The following is a 16,942-nucleotide window of genomic DNA, read 5'->3' on the forward strand; positions in this document are numbered from 1 at the left end:
CCGAAGGGGCGCGGGGAACTGCGCGACCAGCCACGACGCAGCCGCAGACGACCGACAACCGACACGCGAACGGCGCTCAGTCGTCGGCCAACCCCGCCGCCGCCTCATGCATGGCCAGCTCCAGCAGAGCCGGATCCGTCAGCGTCCCCGACCCGTCCGGCGCCACCAGCCACCGCACCCCCTGGGTCGACCGGCCGGGATACGGCACGACGATCCAGGTGCCGGCGCCCGCCGTGCGGATCCCGGTGCCGAGCCACCGGGCGGCCGTGCCGGGCGGCACGAAGAAGCCCACCCGATCGTCCCCGAAGTCGACCAGGACAGGCCCCGGTTGGTCGAGGACGCGGGTGAGCACGTCGAGAGTCGGATAGCCGAGCTCGCCCGGCAGGATCAGTACGTCCCAGGCCCTGCCGGCGGGCAGCAGCGCGACCCCTAGCGGGTTGCGCTCCCATTCCCAGCGGCAGGCCTCGGGATCCGGTGCGACGGATGCCAGCCACTCGACCGCCGTCTTCGCCCCAGTCATCAGAAGACCTCCCCATCTCACTCGTCGACGCGGCGTCGCGTCACGGGGAGAGAGGGAGGTCTTCCGGAGGCATTACGCGGGTTTCGGCACCGTTTTGAAGTGAGCTGGATCACATGTCGAACCGGCTCAGCTGTCGAAGCCCAGCCCCAGCCGGTCCATCGCCCGCAGCCACAGGTTGCGGCGGCCGCCGTGGGCGTCGGCGCGGGCCAGCGACCACTTGGTGAGGGCGATGCCGGTCCAGGCGAACGGCTCGGGCGGGAACGGCAGCGGCTTCTTGCGGACCATCTCCAGCCGGGTGCGCTCGGTCTCCTCCCCGGCCAGCAGGTCCAGCATCACGTCGGCGCCGAACCGGCTGGCGCCGACGCCCAGGCCGGTGTACCCGGCCGCGTACGCGACCCGCCCCTGGTGCGCGGCGCCGAAGAACGCCGAGAAACGCGAGCAGGTGTCGATCGCGCCGCCCCACGCGTGCGTGAAACGGACGCCCTCCAGCTGCGGGAAGCAGGTGAAGAAGTGCCCGGCGAGCTTGGCGTAGGTCTCCGGACGGTCGTCGTACTCGCGGCGCACCCGGCCGCCGTAGTGGTGGATGGCGTCGTAGCCGCCCCACAGGATGCGGTTGTCGGCCGACAGCCGGAAGTAGTGGAACTGGTTGGCGGAGTCGCCGAGGCCCTGCCGGTTCTTCCAGCCGATCGCGCCCAGCTGCTCGGCGGTGAGCGGCTCGGTCATCAGGGCGTAGTCGTAGACCGGGACGGTGTAGGCGCGGACCCGCTTGAGCAGGTTCGGGAAGATGTTGGTGGCGAGCGCGACCTGCCGGGCGCGGACCGCCCCGTACGGGGTGCGTACGGCCATGCCGGCGCCGTAGGCCTTCAGGGCGAGGGCGGGCGTGTGCTCGTACACCCGGACGCCGAGCGCGAGGCAGGCCTGCTTGAGGCCCCAGGCGAGCTTGGCCGGGTGCAGCATGGCCACGCCGCGACGGTCGAACAGGCCCGCCTCGAAGGTGGGCGAGGCGACCTGCTCGCGGACCGCGTCGGCGTCGAGGAACTCGATGCCGTCCGCGAGGCCCCGCTGCTCCAGTTGTCTGTGCCAGTCGCGGAGCTCCCAGGCCTGGTAGGTCTCGGTGGCGACGTCGATCTCGCCGGTGCGTTCGAACTCGCAGTCGATGCCGTGCCGGGCGACGGCGGCCTCGATCTCGTCGAGGTTGCGCAGGCCCAGCTCCTGCAGTCGGTGGATCTCCCCGGGCCAGCGGGCGAGGCCGTTGGGCAGCCCGTGGGTGAGGGAGGCGGCGCAGAAGCCGCCGTTGCGGCCCGAGGCGGCCCAGCCCACCTCGTGGCCTTCCAGCAGGACCACCTCGCGCCCGGGGTCGCGCTCCTTGGCGTTGAGCGCGGTCCACAGTCCGCTGTAGCCGCCGCCGACGACCAGCAGGTCGCAGGTGTCGGCGCCGGTCAGCGCGGGCTCGGGGTGGGGCTTGCCGGGGTCTTCCAGCCAGTACGGGACCGGCTGTGCTTCGGAAAGAGACTTGGTCCAATCTGCCTGACGGCTCATGGCGCTTGGGGCCATGATTTTCAACTCCCTACAGAGTCAATCAAGGGTTATGCGGTTATGCCTTTTGCCTGTTGCGACGGTTGTTGATGAGCATCGATGCCAGGACGAACAGTACGGCGACCAGGAACATGGCCGTACCGATGACATTGATCTGGACGGGCGTGCCGCGCTGTGCCGAACCCCAGACGAACATGGGGAAGGTGACGGTGGAGCCCGCGTTGAAATTGGTGATGATGAAATCGTCGAAGGAGAGCGCGAAGGAGAGCAGCGCGCCCGCCGCGATTCCGGGGGCCGCGATGGGGAGGGTGACCCTGACGAACGTCTGCACCGGTCCGGCGTAGAGGTCGCGGGCCGCCTCCTCCAGGCGCGGGTCCATCGACATCACGCGCGCCTTGACCGCGGTGACGACGAAGCTGAGGCAGAACATGATGTGGGCGATCAGGATGGTGTAGAAGCCCAGTTGGGCGCCCATGTTGAGGAACAGGGTGAGCAGCGAGGCCGCCATGACGACCTCGGGCATCGCCATCGGCAGGAAGATCAGCGAGTTGACGGCGCCGCGGGCGCGGAATCGGTAGCGGACCAGCGCGAAGGCGATCATCGTGCCGAGCACGGTGGCGCCGATCGTCGCCAGGGCGGCGATCCGGAGGCTGATGGAGAGCGAGCCGCACATGTCGGCGACCCCGCACGGCTGCTTCCAGGCGTCCAGCGAGAACTGCTGCCATTCGTAGTTGAAGCGCCCCTTCGGTTTGTTGAAGGAGAACACCGTGACGATGACGTTCGGAAGAAGGAGATATCCGAGGGTCAGCAGTCCCGCGATGACGACGAGATTCTTCTTGAGCAAGTTGACGAAGGGCATTTAGACCAAGTCCTCCGTCCCGGACCGGCGAATATAGATCGTGACCATGGCGAGGATCGCGGCCATGAGGATGAAGGAGAGCGCGGCCGCCGTCGGATAGTCGAGAATTCGCAGGAACTGCGTCTGGATCACGTTTCCGATCATGCGGGTGTCGGTCGAGCCGAGGAGTTCGGCGTTGACGTAGTCACCGGCCGCCGGGATGAAGGTCAGCAGCGTGCCGGAGACCACGCCCGGCATCGACAGCGGGAAGGTGACCTTCCGGAACGTCGTCCACGGCTTGGCGTACAGGTCGCCGGCGGCCTCGTGCAGCCGTCCGTCGATCCGCTCCAGCGAGGTGTAGAGCGGCAGGATCATGAAGGGCAGGAAGTTGTACGTCAGACCGCAGACCACGGCGAGCGGGGTGGCCAGCACGCGGTCGCCGGCCGTCCAGCCGAGGAAGTCGGTGACACTCAGGATGTGCAGCGAGTTCAGGACGTGCACGACCGGGCCGTTGTCGGCGAGGATCGTCTTCCAGGCCAGGGTGCGGATCAGGAAGCTGGTGAAGAACGGTGCGATCACCAGGATCATGATCAGGTTCCGCCAGCGGCCGGCGCGGAAGGCGATGAGATACGCCAGCGGGTAGCCGAGCAGCAGACACAGCACGGTCGCGGCGGCCGCGTAGAAGACGGACCTGAGGAACTGCGGCCAGTACTCGCTCAGCGCGTCCCAGTAGGTCACGAAGTGCCAGGTGACCTTGTAGCCCTCTTCCAGGGAGCCCGTCTGGATCGACGTGGACCCCTGGTAGATCATCGGCAGGGCGAAGAAGACGACCAGCCAGAGGATGCCGGGCAGCAGCAGCCAGTAGGGGGTCCATCTGCCGCGCTTGCGCGGGGCCTTCTTCGTCTCGGGTTCGGCGGCCGCCAGCGGCGGGGGCGCCTCGGAGAGCGTGGCCATCAGGCGGCCTCCTCCTCGGTGCCGGCGTCGATGTCCTGGGCGGCGTCGAGGCCGAAGGTGTGGGCCGGGCGCCAGTGCAGGACGACGTCGGCACCGGGGACGAGCCGCCCGTCGCGCTCGATGTTCTGCACGTACACCGCGAATTCGTCGCAGACCGGGCTGTCGATGACGTACTGCGTGGAGACGCCGATGAAGCTGGCGTCGACGACCTTGCCGGTGATGCGGTTGCGGCCCTCGGGGATGGAGCCCGCGTCGTCGGCGTGCGTGAGGGAGATCTTCTCGGGCCGGATCCCGACCAGCACCTTGCCGCCGGTCGTGGTCGGCGCCGAACATCGCGCCTCGGGCAGCACCAGCTTCCCGCCGCCGGCCTTGAGGATGATGTCGTCCCCGCTCTTCGTGTCGACCTCGGCCTCGATCAGGTTCGAGGTGCCGAGGAAGTTCGCGACGAAGGTGGTGTTCGGGTTCTCGTAGAGGTCGGCCGGCGAGCCGAGCTGCTCGACGCGTCCCGCGTTCATCACGGCGACCGTGTCGGCCATGGTCATGGCCTCCTCCTGGTCGTGCGTGACGTGCACGAAGGTGATGCCGACCTCGGTCTGGATCCGCTTGAGCTCCAGCTGCATCTGACGGCGCAGCTTGAGGTCGAGGGCGCCGAGCGGCTCGTCGAGGAGGAGCACCTTGGGGTGGTTGATCAGCGCGCGGGCCACCGCGACGCGCTGCTGCTGGCCGCCGGAGAGCTGGTGCGGCTTCTTGCGCGCCTGCTCGCCGAGCTGGACCAGCTCCAGCATGTCCTCGACCTGCTTCTTCACGCTCTTGATGCCGCGCCGGCGCAGGCCGAAGGCGACGTTCTCGAAGATGTCGAGGTGCGGGAAGAGGGCGTAGGACTGGAAGACCGTGTTCACCGGCCTCTTGTACGGCGGCAGATGGGTCACGTCCTGGTCGCCGAGGTGCACGGTGCCGGTGGTCGGCTCCTCAAGCCCCGCGATCATGCGCAGGGTGGTGGTCTTGCCGCAGCCCGAGGCACCGAGGAGGGCGAAGAAGGAACCCTGCGGCACGGTCAGGTCCATCGGCTGTACGGCGGTGAAGCCGTTGTCGTAGGTCTTGCCGATGCCGGTGAGGCGGACGTCGCCGCTGCTGTCTGTCGTCATGGTGTCGTCACGCCCCTGTGAGCTTCGCGAACTTCTGCTGGTAGGCCGTCTCTTCCTTCGAGCTCAGGGAGCGGAAGGCACGGGACTTGGCCTGCATGGCCTTGTCGGGAACGATCAGCGGGTTGCTGGCCGCCGACTTGTCGATCTTGGCGAGGTACGGCTGCACGTCCGCGACCGGGGAGACGTAGTTGATGTAGGCGGCGAGTTCCGCGGCCTGCTGGGGCTCGTAGTAGTAGTCGATGAGCCGCTCGGCGTTCGTCTTGTGGCGCGCCTTGTTCGGGATCAGCATGTTGTCGGTCGACGTCATGTAGCCGCTGTCCGGGATGACGTACGCGACGTCCGGGTTGTCCGCCTGGAGCTGCACGATGTCGCCGCCCCAGGCGACACATGCGGCCAGGTCGCCCTTGCTGAGGTCCGAGGTGTAGTCGTTGCCGGTGAACCGGCGGATCTGCCCCTTGTCGACGGCCTTCTGGAGCCGGGCGATCACCGCGTCGTAGTCGTCCCCGGTGAACGTCGCCGGGTCGATGCCCATGTCGAGCATGGTCATGCCGACGGTGTCGCGCATCTCCGTCAGCAGCCCGACCCGGCCCTTGAGCGCGGGGTTGTCGAGCAGGTCGGAGACCGACTTCACCTCGACGCCGTTCAGCGCCTTCTTGTTGAAGGCGACGACCGTCGAGATGCCCTGCCAGGGGTACGAGTAGGCCCGGCCCGGGTCCCAGTCGGGGCTGCGGAACTGGTCCGACAGGTTGGCGAAGGCGTGCGGCAGGTTGGACGCGTCCAGCTTCTGGACGTAGCCGAGCCGGATCATGCGGGCGGCCAGCCAGTCGGTGAGGACGATCAGGTCGCGGCCGGTGTCCTGGCCGGCGGCGAGCTGCGGCTGGATCTTGCCGAAGAACTCGTCGTTGTCGTTGATGTCCTCGGTGTACTTGACCGTGATGCCGGTCCGCTTGCGGAACGCGTCCAGCGTCGGATGGTTCTTCCCGCTGTCGTCGACGTCGATGTACTCAGGCCAGTTGGAGAAGTTGACGACCTTCTCCGTGGCCGAGTGGTCGTCGGCGGAGACCCCGCCCTGGGACTTGCCGGCCGCGGGGATGCCGCAGGCGCTCAGCGCCCCGACGCCGCCCACCGCGAGCGCGCCGCCCAGGAACGACCGGCGGGCCAGGGCGGCCCGGCCGGTGCGGAGACTGCGCCGCATCGCGGCCACTTCGACCGGGGTCGGGCGGTCGGGCTCGTACTGCCTCATGCGCTTGATGCCCTTTCGGGAAGGGGGCCGTGATGAGCGGCCGGAGATCTGACTATCGGTCCCCGAAGATCGTGCGGTGCCAGTCCTTCCGCGGTACCGCCGTGTTGTCGAACATAACGTGCTTGACCTGGGTGTACTCCTCGAACGAGTACGCCGACATGTCCTTGCCGAAGCCGGACGCCTTGTAGCCGCCGTGCGGCATCTCGCTGATGATCGGAATGTGGTCGTTGACCCACACGCAGCCCGCCTTGATCTCGCGGGTCGCGCGGTTCGCCCGGTAGACGCCGCCGGTCCACGCGGAGGCTGCCAGACCGTACGGGGTGTCGTTGGCCAGCCGGATCCCCTCATCATCACTGTCGAACGGCAGAACGACCAGCACCGGCCCGAAGATCTCGGACTGGACGATCTCGCTGTCCTGCGGCGCGTCGGCGATCAGGGTGGGCCGGTAGTAGGCGCCGCTCTTCAGCTCGTCCTGCGGGGGCTCGCCGCCGGTCACCACGCGCGCGTAGCCGCGCGCCCGCTCGACGAACCCGGCGACCCGGTCCCGCTGGGCGTGCGAGATCAGCGGCCCGAGGTCGGTACCGGGCGCGAAGGGGTCCCCGAGCCGCACGGTCTCCATCAGGGCGGCCGTCCGCTCCACGAACGCTTCGTAGAGCGGCCGCTGCACGTACGCGCGCGTGGCCGCGGTGCAGTCCTGCCCGGTGTTGATGAGAGCACCCGCGACGGCGCCGTTGACGGCCGCCTCCAGATCCGCGTCGTCGAAGACCACGAACGGCGCCTTGCCGCCGAGCTCCAGGTGGAGCCGCTTCACGGTCGCGGTGGCGACCTCGGCGACCCGCTTGCCGACACCGGTGGACCCGGTGAAGGAGGTCATGGCCACGTCGGGGTGCCCGACGAGGTGCTCTCCGGCCACCTTCCCGGTCCCGGTGACGATGTTGATCACACCGTCCGGGATACCGGCGAGCGTGGCGGCCTCGGCGAAGAGCAGCGACGTCAGCGGGGTCAGCTCGGCCGGCTTCAGCACGACGGTGTTGCCGGCGGCGATCGCCGGGAGGATCTTCCAGGCGGCCATCTGGAGCGGATAGTTCCAGGGCGCGATGGAGCCGACGACACCGATGGGCTCACGGCGGATGTACGACGTGTGGTCACCGGAGTACTCGGCGGCGGCCTGGCCCTGCAGATGCCGGGCGGCACCGGCGAAGAACGCGGTGTTGTCGATGGTCCCCGGCACGTCGAACTCACGCGTCAGCTTCAACGGCTTGCCGCACTGGAGGGACTCGGCGCGGGCGAATTCCTCGGCGCGGTCGGCGAGCACGGCGGCGAACCGGTGCAGCGCGTCCGACCGGTCGCCGGGCGTGGTCGCGGCCCAGCCCGGAAAGGCGGCCCGCGCGGCGGCCACGGCCCGGTCGACGTCCTCGGTGCCGGCCAGCTCGTACGTGTACACGTCCACGCCGGTGGCCGGGTCGACGACGGCGTGCGTACGGCCTGACGTGCCCTTGGCGAACCGGCCCGCGATGTACTGCGCGCCGCCCGCGAGCCGCTCCTGCGCGGGGAAGGTCTCCGGGGTGGCGGTGCCCGGGTTGTCCATGTCGCTTCTCCTCCGCCGTCACCCCGTCCCGAGAGGCGGGTGGCGTAGCTCCAGCTCGATTTGACTGCCGATCCTGACAGAGCAGGTGGCGACCAACAAGTGATTCCGTTGTTGCCTTTTGGTTACGCGACGGAATCTGTCGACCAGGTGTCGAGTCGGCAGGGAAAAGCCGGGACGGAGTGTCAGTGGTGGCTGCCAGACTGGCGTGCATGGCGAAGATCGATTCTGTGGAGGCCCTGATCAGGGCGGTCCAGGCGGGGGCCAGGATCAAGTACCTGCACTTCTGGGGACACCGGCCGAGGCCGGACGGGCGGATCTCGGCGAGCTGTCTGAGCCAGTGGTGGCCGTCACCCTTCGTGGTCGACGGTGTGGAATACGCGACCGCCGAGCACTGGATGATGGCGGGAAAGGCCCGGCTCTTCGGGGACCCGGAGGCGGAGCGCGCGGTCCTGGCGGCGGCACACCCCGCCGCGGCGAAGAAGGCGGGCCGACTGGTCCGGGGCTTCGACGAGGCGATATGGCAGCGGGAGCGCTTCGGAATCGTCGCCGAGGGCAGCGCACACAAGTTCGGCGCCGAGCCCGGGCTACGGGACTTTCTCCTGGGGACCGGCGACCGGGTCCTGGTGGAGGCGAGCCCGGTGGACCGGGTGTGGGGTATCGGCCTGGCGGCGACGGATGCGGGGGCGGAGGACCCGCAGCGGTGGAGGGGGCTGAACCTGCTGGGGTTCGCGTTGATGGAGGCGCGGGCACGGCTTCTGGCGGAGGGGACCGGCCCTACCTAAAGGGGCGCGGGGCTGTATCCATATGCGGCTCCGCCGCGTGGGCGCGACCAGCCCCCACGCAGCCGCACCCGAACGACGACCTCTATTGGTTCCCCTGGCTCCCCGCCACCACAATCAGCGTGATGAACGCGGCGGCAAGCACCAGCCCCGCCGATCCGCAGATGATCCCGGCCAGCGCCTGCCCGCCGTTCGTCGCCTCCCCGCGTTTCACCCGCCCCCGCCCGATCGCCCCGAACACAATCCCCAGCACCCCCATCACCAACGCGACCGGCGCCAGGCAGAACCCGATCGCGCTGATGATCCCGGTCACCATGGCGGCCGTCCCCAGCCCGTTGTTCGGCATCGGCTGCATCCCGGGCCAGCCGCCGTACCCCCCGGGCCCGGCCGGATAGGACGGCAGCGGCTGGCCCGGATAGCCGTACCCCGGCACCGGAGCACCGGGCGCAGGGGCACCGGGGTAGCCGTACGGAACCGGCCCCGGCCCGTTCGGGGCGATCGGCGGTGGCGGCACCGCCGCGCTCTGCGGTCGCTGCGGCGCGGGCGGGGCGTAGGGATTGGGCGGCGGTCCGGCGGGATCCGGCGCCGCGAAGGGGTTCACCGGCGGAGCCGGGGGCGTGTCGGACGGCGCGGCGAAGGGGTTGGCCCAGCCCTGCGGCGGTGCGCCGGCGGAGCCGTCGGGCCCCGGTATCGCCGCGACCGTCCGCTGGTCATGAACCGGCGGCGGTACCAGCGGCGCCTCCGCCCCGGCTCCCTCCCCCTTGTCCAGCCGTACCTTCGGAGTCTCCGGCGCCTCGTCAGCCATCTCGCGATGTCCCCTCTCCCGACCGCGTGCCGCCGTCATGCTACGGCCCCGTCCTGTCGAACGCCGGTCCGGCCTACGATGACCTCGCACTACCGATCAGCCGATCACCGCGTCGGGCCCACGGCCGTACCCCGCCGTAGGCGGCCCGCGCCGTTCCGGGGAGGAACCCTTGACCGAGACCGACCGCCACACCGACCCCGCCGCCCCGCGCGACGCGCACGATGTGCACGCCTTCGTCGCCGGGCTGCCGAAGGCCGAACTGCACGTCCACCACGTCGGCTCCGCCTCCCCCCGCATCGTGTCGGAACTGGCCGCCCGGCACCCCGACTCCAAGGTCCCGACCGACCCCGAGGCCCTGGCCGACTACTTCACGTTCACGGACTTCGCCCACTTCATCGAGGTCTACCTGTCGGTGGTCGACCTGATCCGCACGCCTGAGGACGTGCGGCTGCTCACCTACGAGGTGGCCCGCGACCTGGCCCGCCAGCAGGTGCGCTACGCCGAGCTGACGATCACCCCGTTCTCGTCCACCCGGCGCGGGATCGACGCGCGGGCCTTCATGGACGCGATCGAGGACGCGCGGAAGGCGGCGGAGGCCGAGTTCGGCACGGTGCTGCGCTGGTGCTTCGACATCCCGGGCGAGGCGGGTCTGGAGGCCGCCGAGGAGACGGCACGGCTCGCGACCGACGACCGGCTCCGCCCGGAGGGCCTGGTCTCGTTCGGTCTCGGCGGCCCCGAGGTAGGCGTGCCGCGGCCGCAGTTCAAGCCCTACTTCGACCGGGCCATCGCGGCCGGCCTGCGCTCCGTCCCGCACGCGGGCGAGACCACCGGCCCCGGCACGGTCTGGGACGCGCTGACCCACCTGCGCGCCGAGCGCATCGGCCACGGCACCAGCTCCGCGCAGGACCCGAAGCTCCTCGCCCACCTGGCCGAGCACCGGATCGCCCTGGAGGTGTGCCCGACCTCCAACATCGCCACCCGCGCGGTCCGCACCCTCGAAGAGCACCCGATCAAGGACTTCGTGGCCGCCGGTGTCCTGGTCACGGTCAACTCCGACGACCCGCCGATGTTCGGCACCGACCTCAACAACGAGTACGCGGTCGCCGCCCGCCTTCTCGGCCTCGACGAGCGCGGCCTCGCGGACCTCGCGAAGAACGCGGTGGAGGCGTCCTTCCTGGACCTGCCGGGCAAGGCGAGGATCTCGGCCGAGATCGACGCGTACATGAAGGCGTGGCTCGCCCCTTAATGAACCGACACTGAGCCCTGACACCATGGGCTCATGCAGACCGTGACCGCCGTGGCCCACCGCGGCGACCCCTACCGCTTCCGCGAGAACACGCTCGACTCCCTGCGTTCCGCGCTCCAACGGGGCGCGGACGCGGTGGAGACCGACGTACGGCTCACCCGTGACGGCGTTCCCGTGCTCCTGCACGACGACACGCTCAAGCGGCTGTGGGAGCACGACCGCCCGCTGCACAGCCTGTCGGCGGACGAGGTGCGCGGTCTCACCGCGGGCGGAGTCCCGACCCTCGCCAAGGCGCTGGCGGCGACGGAGGGCAGCCGGGTGATGCTCGACCTGCCCGGCGGGCCGAGCGAGCGGGCGGTGGCCAGGATCGTGGCCGTGGCCCGGGAGTGCGACGCGACGGACCGCGTCTACTACACGGGGGACGCCGTCACGATGCTGGCGGTCCGGGCGGCCGACCCGTCCGCCGAGATCGCCCTGACCCGCAAGACCCTGGCGCCGGTCCGCCCCGCGCTTCTGGACGTGATCCGCCCCCGTTACCTGAACTACCGCTTCACCCTGCTCGACCACGCCCTGGCCGAACACGTCCACCGCAGCGGCTACCTGGTCTCGTGCTGGACCCCGGACACCCGCCGCTCCCTGCGCCGTCTGCTGGCGATGAGCGTCGACTCCATCACGACGAACAGGGTGGATCTACTCGATTCCCTGCGCTGAAGCACCCCGTCAGGGGCGCGGGGCCGTACTCGATATGCGGCTCCGCCGCGTGGGCGCGACAAGCCCCCACCGGCCCGCGCTAAACCCGCGACCTCTGCGCCACGGTCGCCGCATCAGCGGGCACCGACCGTGTCACGTACTGCGGCACCGGCGCCGAATCCTCCCCGTCATCCCGCACCAGCCCATACCGGATCGCCCCGTCCGGAGGCCCGTACAGCACGTCCTTCTCCACCGCGTCCCACGACGACGGGAAGACGCTCACCCCGTAGTCGGCGCCCCGCTCGTTCACCGTGAACGTGACGCTGCCGTCGACGTAGTAGTACTCGTTCTGCCACATCTGCTGCGCCCCCGACGGCAGCACCGCATACCCGACCGCCGAGCTCCCCATCCCCGTCGCGGACGCGTCCGTCGTACTCACCCGGTCGTCCATGCGCCGCCCGCCCCCCGACGCCACATGGAAGATCTTCCCCTTCAGCCCGGTCCAGGACGGCATGACCAGGCTCCCGGCCCGGTACTGCGGCGAGATCTGCCAGCGGACCAGCACATAGCCCTGTCCGGAGAGGGTGACTCCGTCCCCGCGGTGGTTCAGAACGGCGTGCGCCCCGCCGCTGCTGGTGATCCCGCCCTCCGGCCGGTGCGGCAGCGCGCCCGGCTTCACGTCCGGGTCCGGTGCCGTGTCGGCCGCGTCGACGACCGAGCCGTAGACCGCCGCGCTCGCCGAAGCCGAAGCGGACGGGGACGGGGACGGTGAGGTGGAAGGGGACGGCGAGGGAGTGGTCACCGGTGCCTGCGGTACCGCACGCGAGACGGCCGCCGTCGGCGACACCGCGGTCCGCGGTGCCGGATCGTGCGGCGTCTGTACGACGACGTAGGCGCCGCCCGCCACGATCGTCGCGCCCGCCGTCACCGCCACGGCCGGCTTGGTGAGCGCGCCCAGCACCTTCGCCGACCATCCGGTGGACGTCGCGGCGGTGGCCGCCACCGCCGTCTTCCCGCCGAGCGCCAGCGACAGGGTGAAGCCGACCGGCACCGGGACCAGCGCGATCCCGACCAGCAGCCGTTCCGCCGGTACGACGGAGCCGCGGGTGTCGCCGCAGTAGCCGCAGCCCCGGATGTGCCGGGCCAGCCGCTTGCGCCAGACGGAGTCGGGCCGCCCGTCCCAGCGGCCGGTCAGCTCGCGCAGCTCGGGGCAGGCCCCGTCCAGCGCGCGCACGATCCCGCGCGAGGTCTCCAGCCGTTCCTTCATCCGCTGGACGCGGACGGCGGCGTGCTGCCGGCTGATGCCGACGGCCGCCGCCAGTTCGCGCCGGGTGAGTTCGCCGGAGACCTCCAGCCACCACAGCGAGACGAGTTGCCGGTCCTCGGCGTCCAGCCAGCGCACGGCCTCGGCGACCTCCCGCCGCTGGCCCTCCAGCTGGAGCCGCAGCACGGTGAGTTCGGCGAAGTCGGCGGTGCCGTCCGGGACGGCCTCGTCCAGTTTCCGGTCCTGCCTGCGGCGCGCCCGGTCCCGGATCTGCCGCATGGCGATGGCCACCAGCCAGGACCGGAAGCTGTCCGGGTCGCGCAGGGTGCCGAGGTTGCCGACGGCACGCAGCATGGTCTCCTGGACGACGTCGTCGACGTCGGCGTGGCCGTTGAGGGCCCGGCCGACCACGTTGTAGACCAACGGCAGCCAGCCCTCGACCAGTTCGTCCAGCGCGCGCCGGTCGCCGGCCTGTGCGGCCGCGACCGTGGCCCGCCACTGCCGCGACCCCGGCACGTCCGTCCTCATAACCGCACCCTCTCAGCCGGAGCGGTGGCCTTGGCAATGTCGGGGATCACAGTGTGGAGACGGAGTGCGGGGTTCCGGGATAACACTTTTTTCGCCCCGGGCTCCTCACCGGCCTCCGCCCCCTAGGGGTGACCCCTTTCAACTTCCCTGTTTTCAACGGCAGTTGATGGGGGGCGGCTCAGGGGCGCACACCCTCCCAGCGGACGATCCGGCCGACCGCCGCGCTCCCGGAGGATGGCCGTGCCCCTCCACCCGTCCCCTCTTCCCCTCTTCCTCTCTCCCTCTCTCCCCTGGAGCCCACGCATGCGTGTCCACACCCGGCGCACCGCCCTCGCCGCCACCCTCCTGCTGGCCCTCACCGCCGGACCGCTGGCGGTCCCCGCCGTCGCGGCATCGGCCCCCGCCGGCGCCCGGGCCACCACCGGCCCCGACGCCGAGGCGCTGCGCGCCGCGATCGCCGGACTGCCCGACGCGGACGCCACCGCCGCGCTCGTCCGGGTCGGCGGCACCGACGGCGTCTGGCGGGGCAACGCGGGCGTGCACGACCTGGCGAGCGGCCGGGCCGCGGACCCGGACGCCCGCTTCCGGGCCGGTTCCACGACGAAGGTGGTGACCGCGGCGGCCGTACTGAAACTCGCGGCACAGCACCGCATCGACCTCGACACACCCGTCCAGCGCTACCTCCCGGGCCTGTTCACCCCGGCCTTCCGGCCCATCACCGTGCGGCAGTTGCTGAACCACACCAGCGGCATCCAGGCCGGCGACGGCTGGGGCGACTCCTTCGAGGCGCAGTACGCACACCGCTTCGACACCCTCACCCCGGAGCAGGTCGTGCGGTCGGCGGTGGCGAAGGGGCCGGAGTTCTGCCCGGGTGAGAAGCAGGACTACCTCAACATCAACTACACCGTGCTCGGTCTGCTGATCGAGAAGGTGACCGGGCAGTCGTACGCCTCCGTGGCCGAGCGGCTGGTGCTGCGGCCCGCCGGGATGCGGGACACCTACTTCCCCGGCACCGACCCGCGCATCCTCGGCCCGCACAACCACGGCTACCAGAAGGTGGCGAAGGCCGACGGGACGGCGGAGTTCGTGGACGTCACCGAGTGGAACCAGGCGGACCGGTTCGCCGCCGGGGACATGATCTCCACGACGGCCGACCTGGAGCGGCTGCTGACCTCCCTCTTCCGGGGCCGGATCGTGCCGCCGGGACCGCAGCTGGAGGAGATGTTCACGGTCCCGGCGAACATCAAGGGCGCCACCTACAGCGCCGGGCTTCAGCGGTTCGCTTACGAGGGCCGGGTGTACTGGGTCAAGTCGGGCTCCCGGTACGGCTACAGCGCGGCCATCGCCGGGACCCGGGACCTGAGCCGGACCCTCGTCTACTCCGTCAACGCGACCGACGCGAAGAGCGAGGACCCGAACCCGGTCGCCGAGCGGATCGTGCTCGCCGCGCTCAAGCAGGGGTGAGGGTGAGCGCGCCGGTACAGGTGGTGCCCGGGGTGAGGGCGGTCGGTGTGCCGTCGACGGTCAGGGTGAGGGACCGGCCGGCCCGCGCCCGGACCGACGCGTCCGCGTCGACGACCGGGCTGGTAGTCGGCGGGGAGGACGCCCTCGTGGGTGTGGATGCGGGAGTTCTTGACGATCACGTTGGCGCCGCCGCGGGCGATGACCCCGGTGCGGACCGCGCCCCGGTTGTCGATCTCCGCGCCGTCCACCACCAGGCGGGTACCGGTGAACTCCCTTTTGCGATCGACGTCAGGGGGCGGGAGGGAGTGAACCAGCGCCCGGGTAGCCGTAGAAGTCAGCCGCCCCCGTGAATCGGCCGCCGGGCCATGGCCGTGCGAGATATGAACCATTGCCACGTCGCCCGCGGGGATGACGGTCCACTGGTACCCCGGTACCAGTGGACCGCCGAAGATTCCCCCGGGGTCCCAGGGCCCGGGGCCCGCCCGCTCCTACCGTCGACAACGGACACCGCGCCGGGACCGGCCGCGGCCGAGTGCGAGGCAGGAAGGCCCAGCTCCATGATCGAAGCGCGCGAACTGACGAAGCGCTACGGCGACAAGACCGTCGTCGACCGTCTGAGCTTCACCGTGAAGCCGGGCGAGGTGACCGGCTTCCTCGGCCCGAACGGCGCGGGCAAGTCCACCACCATGCGGATGATCGTCGGCCTGGACGCCCCCACCCACGGCTCGGTCACCGTCAACGGCCGTTCCTACGCCGGACATTCGGCGCCGCTGCAGGAGATCGGCACCCTCCTGGAGGCCAAGTCGGTCCACCCGGGGCGCAGTGCGGTCAACCACCTGATGGCGCTCGCGTACACGCACGGCATCCCGCGCAGCCGGGTCGACGAGGTCATCGAGCTGGCCGGGCTGACGAGTGTGGCCGGCAAGCGGGTCGGCGCCTTCTCGCTCGGCATGGGCCAGCGGCTCGGCATCGCCTCCGCGCTGCTCGGCGACCCGGCGATCGTGATGCTCGACGAACCGGTCAACGGGCTCGACCCCGAGGGCGTGCTCTGGGTCCGCAACCTGCTGCGTCAACTGGCCGACGAGGGGCGGGCCGTGATGCTCTCCTCGCACCTGATGAGCGAGACCGCGCTGATCGCCGACCATCTGGTGATCATCGGGCGGGGCAGGCTGCTCGCGGACACCACGGTCGACGACTTCACCCGGGAGGCGGGCGGCGGTGGCGTGAAGGTCGTCACCGGCGAGCCCGCGAAGCTGCGCTCGCTGCTGGCCGGTCCCGACGTCACGATCACCTCGTCGTCCGCCGAGGAACTGCTGGTCGCGGGCCGGGACGCGCGGGAGATCGGGACGATCGCCGCGCTGCACGGCGTCCCGCTGTACGAACTCACCCCGCAGGCCGTCTCCCTGGAGACGGCGTTCATGGACCTCACCCGGGACGTGGTCGAGTACCAGAGCGCTCCGGCCGGCACCGCACGAAAGGCCGCCTGATGACCGTCACCAGCATCGCCCCCGCCCGCCCGGCCACGTACAAGGTCACCGGCGCCCGGGTGCTGCGTTCGGAGTGGGCCAAGTTCTGGTCGCTGCGCTCCAGTTGGATCACCCTCTCGGTCGCCGTGTTCCTGCTGGTCCTGTTCGGGACGATCGCCAGCTACACCTACACCGCGGGCGCCACGGCGGGCGGCCCGCCCGGCCGGAACGGCGGCGACAGCGACGCGGTCAGCCTGGCCCTGACCGGTGTGACGTTCGCGTCGCTGGCCGTGGGCGTGCTCGGGGTGCTGCTGTCGGCCGGCGAGTACAGCACCGGCATGATCCGGTCGACGCTGACCGCCGTCCCGCGCCGGCTGCCGGTGCTGGGGGCGAAGGCCGCGGTGATCGGCCCGATCGCGCTGGTCCTGACCACGCTCGGCGCGCTGGCCGCGTTCGGTCTCGGCTCGCCGGGGCTGGACGGCGAGAAGATCTCCCTGTCGCTCGGCGACGACGGGGTGCTGCGCAGCCTGGCCGGGGCCGGTCTCTACCTCGGTCTGGTCGCCGTCTTCGGGGTGGCCCTGGGCGTGCTGCTGCGCAACTCCGCGGGGGCCATCGCCTCCCTGGTCGGCATCCTGCTGATCCTGCCCGGCCTGGCCTCGCTGCTGCCCGACTCCTGGTACGACACCCTCAGCCCCTACTTCCCGAGCAACGCGGGCCAGGCGGTGTACGCCCTGCACCAGTCCTCCGACGCCCTCTCGCCCGGCGCGGGCATCGCCGTCTTCGCCGGCTGGGTGGCCCTGACCCTGGCCGGGGCGGCGTACCGGCTGGTCAGGACCGACGTCTGACCCGGGATCGGCACACGAGGCACCCCTGGAG

At 70.8% G+C, this 16,942-nt stretch carries 14 protein-coding genes and 1 pseudogene; 6 read left to right on the forward strand and 9 right to left on the reverse strand.

From position 1 onward, the window contains the following. Positions 1-76 precede the first annotated feature (76 nt). From ABT137_RS12655 to ABT137_RS12685, 7 genes are all read right to left on the reverse strand, one after another. A complete protein-coding gene (locus ABT137_RS12655) occupies positions 77-520 on the reverse strand; it encodes a hypothetical protein (protein ID WP_351706759.1) in 444 nt (147 codons plus the stop codon). 126 nt (positions 521-646) lie between these two features. Further along, on the reverse strand, positions 647-2,074 hold the full coding sequence (locus tag ABT137_RS12660; RefSeq protein WP_351706762.1) for an NAD(P)/FAD-dependent oxidoreductase: 1,428 nt from the start codon (positions 2,072-2,074) through the stop codon (positions 647-649). Positions 2,075-2,114: 40 nt separating this feature from the next. Next, positions 2,115-2,915, reverse strand: a complete 801-nt coding sequence (locus tag ABT137_RS12665; RefSeq protein ID WP_351706765.1) for an ABC transporter permease — start codon at positions 2,913-2,915, stop codon at positions 2,115-2,117. Next, positions 2,916-3,848, reverse strand: a complete 933-nt coding sequence (locus tag ABT137_RS12670) for an ABC transporter permease (protein WP_351706768.1) — start codon at positions 3,846-3,848, stop codon at positions 2,916-2,918. Then, positions 3,848-4,993 (reverse strand): ABC transporter ATP-binding protein, encoded by a 1,146-nt coding sequence (locus tag ABT137_RS12675; protein ID WP_351706771.1) that lies wholly within the window; start codon positions 4,991-4,993, stop codon positions 3,848-3,850. The genes ABT137_RS12670 and ABT137_RS12675 overlap by 1 nt, the downstream gene beginning before the upstream one ends. Before the next feature lie 7 nt (positions 4,994-5,000). After that, entirely contained in the window at positions 5,001-6,236 is a 1,236-nt protein-coding gene (locus ABT137_RS12680; protein WP_351706774.1) for a polyamine ABC transporter substrate-binding protein, read from the reverse strand. Positions 6,237-6,288: 52 nt separating this feature from the next. Further along, the gene (locus ABT137_RS12685) at positions 6,289-7,824 is read right to left on the reverse strand and encodes a gamma-aminobutyraldehyde dehydrogenase (RefSeq protein WP_351706777.1); all 1,536 of its coding nucleotides are present in this window, start codon (positions 7,822-7,824) and stop codon (positions 6,289-6,291) included. A gap of 209 nt (positions 7,825-8,033) precedes the next feature. On the opposite strand from ABT137_RS12685, the gene ybiA reads away from it, so the two are divergent. Then, positions 8,034-8,606 (forward strand): riboflavin biosynthesis intermediates N-glycosidase, encoded by a 573-nt coding sequence (ybiA, locus tag ABT137_RS12690; RefSeq protein WP_351706780.1) that lies wholly within the window; start codon positions 8,034-8,036, stop codon positions 8,604-8,606. Positions 8,607-8,688: 82 nt separating this feature from the next. Here the strand turns inward: ybiA and ABT137_RS12695 are convergent, their stop codons facing one another. Continuing rightward, positions 8,689-9,408, reverse strand: a complete 720-nt coding sequence (locus tag ABT137_RS12695; RefSeq protein WP_351706783.1) for a DUF4190 domain-containing protein — start codon at positions 9,406-9,408, stop codon at positions 8,689-8,691. Between the two features lie 53 nt (positions 9,409-9,461). On the opposite strand from ABT137_RS12695, the pseudogene ABT137_RS12700 reads away from it, so the two are divergent. Both ABT137_RS12700 and ABT137_RS12705 read left to right on the forward strand, forming a co-directional pair. Further along, positions 9,462-10,654, forward strand: a pseudogene (locus tag ABT137_RS12700) (adenosine deaminase). A 33-nt stretch (positions 10,655-10,687) separates the two neighbouring features. After that, a complete protein-coding gene (locus tag ABT137_RS12705; protein ID WP_351706786.1) occupies positions 10,688-11,365 on the forward strand; it encodes a glycerophosphodiester phosphodiesterase in 678 nt (225 codons plus the stop codon). A 79-nt stretch (positions 11,366-11,444) separates the two neighbouring features. Here the strand turns inward: ABT137_RS12705 and ABT137_RS12710 are convergent, their stop codons facing one another. Further along, positions 11,445-13,136, reverse strand: a complete 1,692-nt coding sequence (locus ABT137_RS12710; RefSeq protein WP_351706789.1) for an RNA polymerase sigma factor — start codon at positions 13,134-13,136, stop codon at positions 11,445-11,447. Positions 13,137-13,439: 303 nt separating this feature from the next. On the opposite strand from ABT137_RS12710, the gene ABT137_RS12715 reads away from it, so the two are divergent. The 3 genes from ABT137_RS12715 (at position 13,440) to ABT137_RS12725 (ending at position 16,911) form a co-directional block, all read left to right on the forward strand. Beyond that, positions 13,440-14,600: a serine hydrolase domain-containing protein gene (locus ABT137_RS12715; protein ID WP_351706792.1), complete on the forward strand. Its 1,161-nt coding sequence runs from the start codon at positions 13,440-13,442 to the stop codon at positions 14,598-14,600. A gap of 557 nt (positions 14,601-15,157) precedes the next feature. Next, positions 15,158-16,087: an ABC transporter ATP-binding protein gene (locus ABT137_RS12720; protein WP_351706795.1), complete on the forward strand. Its 930-nt coding sequence runs from the start codon at positions 15,158-15,160 to the stop codon at positions 16,085-16,087. After that, positions 16,087-16,911, forward strand: coding sequence for an ABC transporter permease (locus ABT137_RS12725; protein WP_351706798.1), 825 nt, complete (start codon positions 16,087-16,089; stop codon positions 16,909-16,911). The genes ABT137_RS12720 and ABT137_RS12725 overlap by 1 nt, the downstream gene beginning before the upstream one ends. Positions 16,912-16,942 lie beyond the last annotated feature (31 nt).

Origin of the sequence: Streptomyces sp. NPDC001980, from assembly GCF_040296885.1 — a bacterium.
Taxonomy (GTDB): domain Bacteria; phylum Actinomycetota; class Actinomycetes; order Streptomycetales; family Streptomycetaceae; genus Streptomyces.